Here is an 11,233-nt window from a genome sequence, read left to right as displayed (position 1 = left end):
AGAACTACATCTTCAATCAAGCGGTGCAGCGATGCCATTGTCCAAAGTCGTTCGTAAAAAATACCAGGAAGTCGGCCCGAGAACTTCCGAGCCGAAACAGGAAGAAAAGCCTTTCGCCCTGGCTCTTGGAGGTCTGGCCGGAAACAATGCGCACGGCGCCGGTGTGATCGAAGCGCTTTTTCGGCATGGCAAGAAGCCGAAACTCATTACCTGCACTTCGGGCCAGATCCGGTACGTCCACGCCTATCTGAGCGGATTGAAACCCGGGTCGACCCTCAATCCCTACACGCTTCTCTCAAAGCATTTCGAAACTGCTCAACCCTTCAGTGACTTCATCGACCCCAACCTGAACTTCAAGCTCATGACATGGCCGATGCAGCAGATCCGGCCGTCGGTTCCGGAATTCGGCCGCGACATCGCCAGCAACATGGCGCGCAGCATGCGCGACTTCCTGAGGGCACCGGCAACGTTCTCGATGTGGAAAGAATTCTACAGGATGATGCCGGCCCGATCCCTGGTTTCGCAGGACAAGATCCTGCATCCCGACCTTTTCAAGCAGATCTCCGACCTGTTTAACGATGACTCGGAAAAGGGTCACGGCATCGGGATCATTTTCAATGCCTACGACTTCGTCGAAGGATTTGAATATGTATTCATGAACAGGAAGGCAGCGGATCTGACGGGGCACGCATTCGGCACCAAAAGCAACAGCAGGGAATGGGTGCGCTACGAAGCCATCACTCCGGACGCGGTCCGCGACGCCCTGCGCCTCTACGAATATGGCTTCGACCTGCCGGGCAACCTGATCGACGGAGCCTATCTCCGCGGCATCATCCTGAACGAAATCCCGCATTCCGGGAACGGCATCAAGAGCATCGTCGTCGGCCGCCCACTGACCTCGCGCTGGCTGGGCGATGCTCCGTCAAGCCTGACGGAACTCCGCGACATGCAGACCGAGGTCAACTTCCACGGAAGCTATCTGGGTGAAAAGGGCCACATCAAGCTGATCAACCAGTTGATCGCCTCAAGCCAGCCCGCACCACCGCCGGACGGGGCCACCCACATCGAATTCTACGAGGTCGAGATGGACCGCCAGAGAGGCTGGTGGGAATACGTCCTGGAATGCGAAGACGTCTTCAACAGCGCCTTCCATCACACGGTCATCAAGGTCGTGCCTTACGTCTAAATCCCTGAGTCGCGGTCCGCCGCTCCAGGCCGCCCGATGGGCGAATGTAGACAAATGATGACATGCGCGTCTCTCAGAGGGAGGGGCGCATTTCACCGGTCCATACCGACCCGCAAAAAGGCAGCGTCGGGTACTCGGCAAACCCCTCGTTCACAGCACGAGACCGCCCTACTTTTCGACAACCGCACAAAATAACGGCAAATACTATCGCGGCGCAAAAATCTTGCGGAAACTCTGGTCAATACCGGAAAAATCGGTTCATACTCAGCTACCAACTGCTCGGCTGCGGGTTTATTCCCGTTACGTGCGTCAAGCTCCGAGGAAAAAGCGTGAACCCATCCGGTACCGTCCATTCGGACCTACTCGCTAACTACGATCCTGGTGGATTCTTCGATGAGCTGTTCGGTGGTTCGGGCAATCCGGCCGAACATACTTCGGCGATCCGCCAGCGTCTCTCCTCAATGGATTTCGCGGACCTTCAGCGCAGGGCAAAGGACGCAGAAAGGGAGTTGTACAATCTCGGCATAACATTCCTGGTCTATTCCGACCAGGATGCTGTCGACCGGATTCTTCCCTTCGACGTTATTCCCCGGGTCATATCCGCCCGGGAATGGGCCGCGGTAGAAGCCGGCGTGGTCCAGCGCGTAACCGCGCTGAACATGTTCCTGCACGATATCTACCATGACCAGAAGATCCTGAAGGACGGCATCATTCCGTCCGATCTGGTCCTGGGCAACCAGAACTTCCGGCCGCAGATGATCGGCATCGACGTGCCGTTCGACACCTATGTCCATATCATGGGCGTCGATCTGGTCCGCGATGGCCAAGGCATCTTCCGCGTGCTGGAAGACAACGCGCGGGTACCGTCCGGCGTCTCCTATGTGGTCGAAAACCGCCACATGATGATGCGCGCCTTCCCGGATCTGGTCAGCGACATCGGCATCCGTCCGGTCGACAACTACGGCGTCAAGCTGCTTGACGCGATGTGCGAGGTGGCTCCGGCGGATATCCATGATCCACAGGTGGTCCTGCTGTCGCCGGGCTCGTACAACTCGGCCTATTTCGAACACATCTTCCTGGCGCGCGAGATGGGCGTGCCGCTGGTGGAAGGGCGAGATCTCGTCGTCAAGGACGACCGGGTCTACATGAAGACCACGAACGGTCTTGCCCGGGTCGATTCGATCTACCGCCGTGTCGACGATGCCTTCCTGGACCCGCTGGCGTTCCGAAAGGATAGTCATCTCGGCGTTCCGGGCCTGATGGAAGCCTACAGAAAAGGCAACGTCACGCTGGCCAACGCGATCGGCACCGGGGTCGCCGACGACAAGGCGGTCTATTGCTACGTCCCCCGGATGATCAAGTACTACCTGGACCAGGACGCGATCATCCCCAATGTCGAGACCAACATCTGCCGTGAACCCGATGGCTTGGCCTTGACGCTCGACCGTCTAGACGAATTGGTGGTCAAGCCGGTCGGCGAGGCCGGCGGCTACGGCATCACGATCGGCCCGCGCGCCACCAAGGCGGAGCTGGAGGATTGCCGGGCCAAGCTGCTGGCCGATCCGTCCAACTACATCAGCCAGCCGATGATCCCGCTGTCGGTTTGCCCGACGCTGGTGGACGAAGGGGTCGAGCCGCGTCACGTGGATCTTCGGCCTTTCGCGATCACCGGCAAAAGCACGTGGGTCCTGCCCGGCGGCCTTTCGCGCGTAGCACTTCGCAAAGGTACGCTGATTGTCAACTCCTCGCAGGGGGGCGGGTCGAAAGACACGTGGGTCCTTGAGTAATCTTCTTGCCCGCTATGCGGAGTGCATTTTCTGGATGGCGCGCTACATGGAGCGCGCCGAGAATCTGGCCCGTATCCTCGACGTCCACGAAACCTTTTCCCGCGACAGCCGGGGCGCCAAGAACTGGATGTCGATCGTCCAGCTCAATGCCGACGAGAAGCGTTTTCTCAGCCGCTACGAGTCGGCGACGGCCCAGAACGTCGTCAACTTCTACGTCCTCGACACGCAGAACCCGACCTCCATCGTCTCGGCGATCCGGTCCGCCCGCGAAAACGCCCGGACTCTCCGCCCGCTGATCAGCACCGAGATGTGGACGCAGATCAACGTGTTCTACAACAAGCTGCTGTCGCTGGGTCCGTCCGACATCGCCCCGCACAACCTGACCCGGCTGTGCAGCATGGTAAAGGAAGCCTGCCAAGCCCATACCGGGATCACGGAGGGCACCTTCTACCGTGACCAGGGATGGTATTTTTATCAGTTAGGCAAGTATCTGGAGCGGGCCGACCAGACGACACGCCTGCTCGACATCAAGTACCACACGCTCCTGCCCTTCGCCGACGGCGTCGGTTCTCCGCTGGATGTCAGCCAGTGGAATGCCGTCCTTCGCTCCGCCGCCGGCTACCACGCATTCCGCCGCGTCTATCCCCGCGGCATGACCCCGTCGGCCGTGGCCGGCTTCATGCTCTACAATGAAAGCTTCCCCCGGTCGGTTACCACTTGTGTGCGGCAGATCGATGGATTGCTGGTAAGGCTGAAGTCGCGCTATATCTTGAAGGGGGGGAGCAAGGCCATGGAACGGGTCGACGAGATCCAGGCGGCGCTCCATTCCCGTTCGATCGAGGATGTCATCAAAAGCGGACTGCACGAGTATCTCGACTGGTTGCAGCTCCACCTCAACGATGTCACTCAGGAGATCAGCAAGGCCTTCTTCGGCGCGGTCCCCGCCGGAGCACTGGCAGAGCAGGAACAGTAGGCTTGGAGCCATAGGCAGGAGCAATGTCCGTCATTCCGCCGCCCCCGCGGCCGTTGCAGCAGTTCTTCCGTTCCGGCCCGATGCCGTGCCCTTACCTGCCCGGCCGGGTCGAGCGTAAACTGTTCACGCGTTTAAGCGCGCCCTTTGCGTCGGAAGTGAATTCCACCTTGTCGCGGGCGGGGTTCCGGCGGAGTCACGACATCGTCTACCGGCCGGTCTGCCCGGGTTGCTCCGCCTGCGTGCCGGTGCGCATTCCGGTCAAGGAGTTCCAGCCGGGCCGCAGCATGCGGCGCATCCTGAAGGCCAATGCCGACCTTACCGTCGCGGAGGTTCCGGCCATCGCGACGCACGAGCAGTTCCGCCTGTTCCACGCCTACCAGATGTCGCGCCATGGCGACAGCGACATGGCCCGCATGAGCTTGGCCGACTATAGCGCCATGGTCGATGAGGGACGGGCGGAGACCTGCTTGTTCGAGGTTCGGGACGGTCGGGACCGACTGGTCGGCGCCATCCTGACCGACCGGCTGCGCGACGGCCTCTCAGCCGTCTACAGCTTCTTCGATGCCGACCAGGACAGGCGGAGCCTCGGCACCTTCATGATCCTGTCGCTGATCTCCCAGTCGCTGGCCGAAGGACTTCCCCATGTCTATCTCGGCTACTGGATCAGGAGCAGCCGGAAGATGGCGTATAAGGCACGCTTTCAACCTTTAGAGGCGCTTGGGGCCGACGGGTGGTTCCGCATGGCGCTTGAGGACGTGACCTTGCCGACCGGTGCGGTCTGATCGTCGCTGCGGCGCCGCCGCCATTCCAACGCCATGATCTTGTGGGATAAGCTCTTCTCGTTCAGGTCGAGAGGTGCGGAGTGAAGCGTGCGTTCGCAATATGGCTGGCAATCGGCGGCATCGCCGTACTTGCCGGTGGCGTAGGCTACGCGTCCCTGATCGAGGACCAGCGGGAACTTCCCGACGTGGAACTGGCGACCGTCGACCGGGGCACCATCGTCCGGACCATAGCGGCTACCGGAACGCTCAACGCCGTCGGGCTGGTCCAGGTCGGCTCCGCCGTTTCCGGACGCATCCTCTCGCTCGATGCCGACTTCAACTCCGTGGTCCGTCAGGATCAGATCGTCGCCCAGATCGCCCCCGAAGGCTTCGCCGCTCGAGTGGCAGAGGCGACCGCCCAGCGCGACGTCGCCGCCTCCGGCATCTCCGCCGCCAAGGCGCAACTGGCGCGGGCACGCGCCGATGCCGAGAACGCACGGGCGACCCGCCAAGTCCTGGAAGCCAATGTCCGGAGCGCCCAGTCGGTCTCCGATCAGGCGAAACGGGAGTTGCAGCGGGCTTCGGCGTCCGGCCGGGCCGACTACGTCGCGGTGGCGGAGCGGGAGCGGGTCACCAGCGCCTTCGATCAGGCTCAGGCTGCCCTGGCGGCAGCTCAGGCTGAGCACAACGCCCAGATCACCGTAATCCAGGGAGCAGACGCTTCGGTCAGCGCCGCCGAAGCCCAAGTTTTAGTGGCGGAGGCCACGCTTCAGCAGCGGGTCGCAGCGCTGGCCCAGGCGCAGGTCGATCTGGACCGGACGGTGATCCGCTCGCCCATCGACGGCGTGGTGATCGAGCGGAACGTCGATGTCGGCCAGACCGTCGCGGCCAGCCTGGAAGCTCCCGTGCTTTACACGATCGCCCGCGACCTCCGCCGGCTTCAGGTCGAGACTTTCGTCGATGAAGCGGATATCGGCGCAGTCCAAGCCGGGCAGTCCGTCAGCTTCACCGTCGCCGCTTTCCCCGGCATGGAGTTCACCGGCACCGTCGCACAGGTCAGGAAGGCGCCGCAGGTCATCCAGAACGTAGTGACATATGTTGTCGTCATCACGGCCGGCAATGACACCTTGCAGCTCTATCCCGGCATGACGGCCATGGTCGATATTAAGGTGACGGAACACCGCGACGTGCTGCGGGTCCCGTCCGCCGCCCTGCGCTTCCGCCCGACGCCGTCCCTCCCCTCGCCCGCCCCCCGGCGCGCCGGCGAGAGCGAAGTCTACGTGCTCGACTCGAAGGGCACGTTCACGGCAGTCCCGGTCAAGGTTGGCATCGCGGATACCGGCTTCAGTGAGATCGCCGGCGGCACGCTGACCGAGGGCCAGCAGGTCGTCGTCGGCCGCAAGCCGTCCGCCGGAGGAGCCGGGACGTGAGCGCGCTCCTCGAAGCGATTGATCTGAAGAAGCAGTACAGCATGGCCGGCCAGACGGTCCACGCGCTCCGAGGCATCAACCTGACGATCGATGCCGGCGACTACGTTGCCGTGATGGGTCCGTCGGGTTCCGGCAAGTCCACCTTCATGAACATCCTCGGCTGCCTCGACACTCCCAGCGGCGGCCAATACCTGCTCGATGGCGAAGAGGTCGGGCGGTTGCCGGAGCAGAGTCGGGCCAAAATCCGCAACGGCAAGCTCGGCTTCGTCTTCCAGAGCTTCCACCTGCTACCGACACATACCGCGCTGGAGAATGTCGAGCTGCCGCTGACTTACGCTCCCGTCGCCGCACGCGAACGGCGGGAACGGGCGATGCGCCATCTGGCTGCCGTTGGTCTTGCGGACCGGGCGCATCACCGCCCGGCCGAACTCTCCGGCGGACAGCAGCAGCGCGTCGCCATCGCCCGCTCGCTGGTCAACGATCCGCGCATCCTGCTGGCGGACGAACCGACCGGAGCGCTCGATCAGGCCACGGGGGAGGAGATCATGGCGCTGTTCCAATCCCTCAACGACGAGGGGCGTACCGTCGTCCTGGTCACCCACGACCGGGGTGTCGCCGAGCACGCCAAGCGCCGGATAGCCTTCCGCGACGGTCAGGTGATGGAGGACAGTGCGGCATGACGATGGCCCTGCGCACTGCGCTCCGTGCCCTCTGGCTGCACCGTCTACGCAGCATCCTGACAATGACCGGGATCGCGGTCGGCATCGCGGCGGTGATCCTGATGGTCGCGATCGGCACCGCAACCCAGAAACAGGTGATCGACCAGATCCAGAACCTGGGCGCCAATGTCATGATGGTGGTGGCCGGCCAGCGGACCGGTCCCGGCGGCGTCCGTCTCAGCGGCGACACCAATGTCCTGCTGACGGAGGACGATGCGGTCGCCATCCGCGCGCAGCTTCCGTCGGTCCGGGAAGTCGGCGCTACGTGGTGGGGCAGCGGTCAGGCGATCAACGGCAACCGCAACTCCTGGTCGCGGATGCACGGCATTACGGCGGGCTTCATGGAGGTGCGCGCATGGCCAGCGGTCTCTGGCCGGCTGATCACCGACGAAGACAATGCCGCGGTCGCCAAGGTGGCGCTGCTGGGCCAGACGGTCGTGAAACGGTTGTTCGAACCGGGAGAGGATCCGGTCGGCCAAGTCATCAGGCTGCGCAACGTGCCGTTCCAGGTGATCGGCGTCCTGGCTTCCAAGGGTCAGTCGACCCAGGGCTGGGACCAGGACGACGTCGTCTACGTACCCCTGGCGACAGCCCGCATGCGCCTCAACAACAAGCCCGCTCCCCAGATCCAGTCCGCCAGCGCCATCGCCGGCAAGAAGCGGTTCGACGGCAGCGGCAAGACTGGCTTCCAGAAGGTCGAGCAGGTCAAGGCGAACCCATCCGTCGTCTTCGCGGGCGCCGTCAACTCGATCATGATCCAGGCACATGACGCCGGCAGCCTACGGACCACGACCGACGAAGTCCGCGAACTGCTCCGTCAGCGCCACAGGCTGATGCCGGGGGAGCCTGACGACTTCGATATCCGAAACCTGTCGGAAGTCGCCGAAGCCCGCGCTGCCTCCGCTCGTATCCTGACAGCGCTGCTGGTCGGGATCGCCGCCTTGTCGCTGCTGATCGCCGGGATCGGCATCATGAACATCATGCTGGTCTCGGTGACCGAACGGACCGCCGAGATCGGGCTCCGCCTCGCGGTCGGTGCCGGTCGCCGGGATATCCTGTCGCAATTTCTGATTGAAGCGGCGGCATTGGCGCTGGTCAGTGGGTTGCTTGGTGTCCTGCTCGGCTTCGGTGGCGTCCTTGCCGTCGATGCTGCAACTCAGATCGCGCCCCGGATCGATCCCCTGACGGCACTGGGAGCGTTCTTGGGGGCTGGGTTGATCGGAGTTACCTTCGGGCTCTACCCGGCATGGCAGGCCTCCAGGTTGGACCCTATCGTTGCATTGCGGCGGGTCTGACCGCTTACTTGAACACGAGCGCCGGCAGCCAAGTGGCAAGTTGGGGGAATATCCAGACCAGGGCCAAACCGGTTACCTGAAGTGCCACGAAAGGAACGACGCCCCGGTAGATCTGATTGGTCCCGATCGACGCCGGCGCCACGCTTCGAAGGTAGAACAGGGAGAAGCCGACCGGCGGGGTCAGAAAGCTCGTCTGGAGATTGATGCCGACCATGACGCCGAGCCAGACCGGATCGATCCCCATCTGCAACAGGATCGGCGCAGTCAGCGGCATGACGATGAAGATGATCTCAAACGTGTCCAGGATGAAGCCCAGGACGAACATCAAGAACATCACAAAGAGCATTGCCCCGGTTGCCCCTCCTGGCAGCGCCGTCAGGAACTCCTCTAGCAGGGCATCTCCCCCCAGGGTCCGGAAGACCAGCGCGAACATGGAGGCGCCGAACAGGATCACGAACACCATGGAGGTGATCTGCATTGTCGACATCATGACGTGGCGCAGGATCGCGTAGTTGAATTGCCTCCTGATGGCGGCAAGCAGCATGGCTCCGACGGCACCGACCGACGCCGATTCGGTCGGGGTTGCGATGCCGGTAAGGATCGAGCCGAGCACCGCGACGATCAGAGCCAGCGCTGGGACGAGCGCTACGACGACATTCTTCGGAAGGTCACGGCGCTCCTCGGCGGTCATCTCCAGCGCCGGAGCGGCCTGCGGCCGTAGGATCGCGATCAGGATGGTCCAGCCCATGTATAGGCCGACCAGGATGAAGCCCGGAATGAAGGCGCCGACGAAGAGGTCGCCGACCGACACCGGGTTGGGAGCGAAGTTGCCGAGCGCCATCTGAGCCTGGGCGTTCGCTCCCTGGAGGATGTCGCCCATGAAGATCAGGACGGTCGAGGGCGGGATGATCTGGCCCAGCGTGCCAGAGGCGCAGATGATGCCGCAGGCGAGTTTCGGATCGTAGCCGGCCTTCAGCATGGCGGGCAGGCTCAGCAGCCCCATGGTCACGACAGTGGCGCCGACGATGCCGGTCGAGGCGGCCAGCAAGGCGCCGACCATGATGACCGACAGGCCGAGACCGCCGCGCAGGCTGCCGAAGAGTTGCGCCATCGTCACCAGGAGTTGCTCAGCGATCCGGGAGCGCTCCAGCATGACGCCCATGAAGACGAATAGCGGAACTGCCACCAGCACCTCGTTGACCATGGCGCCCACGTAGCGCGAGACCAGAGTGCCGAACAGGGCCGGGTTGAATGCGTCGAACTGCCAGCCGATGCCGGCGAAGATCAGGGATGTGCCCGCAAGCGTGAAGGCGACGGGAAACCCCAGCATGAGGACCGCCACGACACCGAAGAACATGGCGACGCTCAGCGCCTCGCCGATCAGGATGCTGTCCACGGGATCAGGCCCCTTCCATATTTTCGGCGGGCGGAAGATCGCGTGGGGACAGGAGCGTCCTGTTGCCGGTGAGGATCAAGATGCTGCGCGACGCGATCGAAAGGCCCTGGAGTCCGACAAGGACGGCGAAGGCGATCAGGCAGCTTTTGATGACATAGAGGCCATGCATGCCGCCGACGTTCTGCGACCGCTCCTGGAGCATCCAGGACCGCACGACATAACCCCAGCCCCAGTAGACGAGGATCGTCACGAAGGGCAGCAAAAGCAGCAGGACGCCGAAGAGGTTGAGCCAGGCCTTGTAGCGTTCGCTGGCCGGCCGGTAGAAGATATCGACCCGGACGTGGTGGTCATGCAGCAGGGCATAGCCTGCGCCCAGGGTGAAGGCTATGGCATGGAGCCAGACATAGATGTCCTGCATCCACACGAACCCGATGTTGAAGGCGTAGCGCAACACCACGACGGAAAAGCAGACCAGGACGACACCAAGGGTCAGCCACGAAACCGTGCGCCCGATCCACTCGTTGAGCTGGTTGACGATGCGCACGAATAAAGCCAGCGCCGACAAGCGCGTCCTCCCCTTACTTGATGCATCCCGAATGATAACCGGGCCGACAGTTGGTGGTGGTAGCGGTTGACGGTGGTGCGGTCCAGGCAAAAAAGCAGCGGCTTTCCGACGGGAAAGCCGCTGCTCGGTGGCACTACTATGATCGAAAGCGTGTCAGACCGTGAAGGAAACCTTGGATTTTGAAGCGCTGAAACCGAGTTCGGTCAGCTTCTGGCTGATGTTGGTCTGATCGTCCTCGCTCAGGTCATTGAGATCGTACTGTTCGAGCATCGAACTCAACTGCTTGAGCTGGTCGGTGGAGGCCTGCTGGGCACCTCCGCCCGGAGGAGCGCCACCGCCTGGAGGAGGTCCGCCAAGGGGTGGTCCACCGTTGGGACCCTGAGTTTCCCGAGCGCGGTCGCCCAAGGCTTTAGCATCGAAACCGGAATCCTCAAGCATCGACTTGAGTTCGCCACTGGGGCGGACACCTGCTTCCTTGAAGCTTTTGTTGATGGCGTCCATGTCTTCGGTGCTGAGGTTCTCCGGATCATACTGGCTCAGGATATCGGTGACCTGCTTCTTGGCTTCGTCGGTCATCGCCTTGGATGGCGGCGGTCCGCCCGGACCGCCGGGCGGTTGGCCGCCCACACTCTGGATCATCGGGTTTCTCCCCTATTGGAAACTATCCGATCATCGGCCTGCTTTGATTGACCAAACATCTACGTATCAGGGAGTTTTGTAACCGCTTGTAAAAGGAGCAGGACCAGAAATGCTTGTTTACAAAACTTCTTCCCGCCCTTCCAGAGATTGACCGAGCCAGAGAACCTAAAACGACAAACAGCCGGAAAGCGTTAGCTTTCCGGCTGTTTGTCGTCTGTGCTCTTCCGCGGCTGGCGGACCTGGCGGCGACCTACTCTCCCACGTCTTAAGACGCAGTACCATTGGCGCGGAGGGTTTTCACGGCCGAGTTCGGGATGGGATCGGGTGCGGGCCCCTCGCTATGACCACCAGGTCGGCCAGCCGCGGAAGAGACAGGTGCGGCTGTCGAGGATAAGTGTAAGTGACCATTGGACGGATCGTGATGCGTTGGTTTTTCTCGTCCGATCGCTCATATGTGCGGTCTTGCCGCTGCGTATGGCGTT

The 11,233-nt window shown here is 62.4% G+C and carries 10 protein-coding genes and 1 rRNA gene; 7 read left to right on the top strand and 4 right to left on the bottom strand.

All coding sequences use genetic code 11. The features are described 5' to 3' along the window. Positions 1–31: 31 nt before the first annotated feature. From N826_RS29880 to N826_RS29850, 7 genes are all read left to right on the top strand, one after another. Positions 32–1,186, top strand: coding sequence for a hypothetical protein (locus N826_RS29880; protein WP_147041084.1), 1,155 nt, complete (start codon positions 32–34; stop codon positions 1,184–1,186). A gap of 329 nt (positions 1,187–1,515) precedes the next feature. Further along, positions 1,516–2,973, top strand: a complete 1,458-nt coding sequence (locus tag N826_RS29875; protein ID WP_044434994.1) for a circularly permuted type 2 ATP-grasp protein — start codon at positions 1,516–1,518, stop codon at positions 2,971–2,973. After that, positions 2,966–3,946 (top strand): alpha-E domain-containing protein, encoded by a 981-nt coding sequence (locus N826_RS29870; protein WP_084721286.1) that lies wholly within the window; start codon positions 2,966–2,968, stop codon positions 3,944–3,946. Before N826_RS29875 ends, N826_RS29870 begins: the two co-directional genes overlap by 8 nt. 23 nt (positions 3,947–3,969) lie before the next feature. Continuing rightward, positions 3,970–4,728 (top strand): arginyltransferase, encoded by a 759-nt coding sequence (locus N826_RS29865; protein ID WP_044434990.1) that lies wholly within the window; start codon positions 3,970–3,972, stop codon positions 4,726–4,728. An 80-nt stretch (positions 4,729–4,808) separates the two neighbouring features. Continuing rightward, entirely contained in the window at positions 4,809–6,137 is a 1,329-nt protein-coding gene (locus N826_RS29860; RefSeq protein WP_052832274.1) for an efflux RND transporter periplasmic adaptor subunit, read from the top strand. After that, entirely contained in the window at positions 6,134–6,817 is a 684-nt protein-coding gene (locus N826_RS29855) for an ABC transporter ATP-binding protein (RefSeq protein WP_147041083.1), read from the top strand. Before N826_RS29860 ends, N826_RS29855 begins: the two co-directional genes overlap by 4 nt. Beyond that, complete coding sequence (locus N826_RS29850) at positions 6,814–8,151, top strand: ABC transporter permease (protein WP_044434987.1); 1,338 nt, start codon at positions 6,814–6,816, stop codon at positions 8,149–8,151. Before N826_RS29855 ends, N826_RS29850 begins: the two co-directional genes overlap by 4 nt. Positions 8,152–8,155: 4 nt before the next feature. Here the strand turns inward: N826_RS29850 and N826_RS29845 are convergent, their stop codons facing one another. The 4 genes from N826_RS29845 to rrf form a co-directional block, all read right to left on the bottom strand. Next, the gene (locus tag N826_RS29845) at positions 8,156–9,547 is read right to left on the bottom strand and encodes a TRAP transporter large permease (protein ID WP_044434985.1); all 1,392 of its coding nucleotides are present in this window, start codon (positions 9,545–9,547) and stop codon (positions 8,156–8,158) included. A gap of 4 nt (positions 9,548–9,551) precedes the next feature. Beyond that, positions 9,552–10,112, bottom strand: a complete 561-nt coding sequence (locus tag N826_RS29840) for a TRAP transporter small permease subunit (RefSeq protein WP_044434982.1) — start codon at positions 10,110–10,112, stop codon at positions 9,552–9,554. 153 nt (positions 10,113–10,265) lie between these two features. Then, positions 10,266–10,751: a hypothetical protein gene (locus tag N826_RS40655; RefSeq protein ID WP_052832271.1), complete on the bottom strand. Its 486-nt coding sequence runs from the start codon at positions 10,749–10,751 to the stop codon at positions 10,266–10,268. A gap of 237 nt (positions 10,752–10,988) precedes the next feature. Continuing rightward, a 5S ribosomal RNA gene (rrf, locus tag N826_RS29830) occupies positions 10,989–11,103 on the bottom strand. Between the last annotated feature and the right edge of the window lie 130 nt (positions 11,104–11,233).

The sequence above is a fragment of the Skermanella aerolata KACC 11604 genome, from assembly GCF_000936425.1.
GTDB lineage: Bacteria > Pseudomonadota > Alphaproteobacteria > Azospirillales > Azospirillaceae > Skermanella > Skermanella aerolata.
Note: the sequence above shows the minus strand (reverse complement) of the source record. Positions and strands in the feature narration are given on the sequence as shown.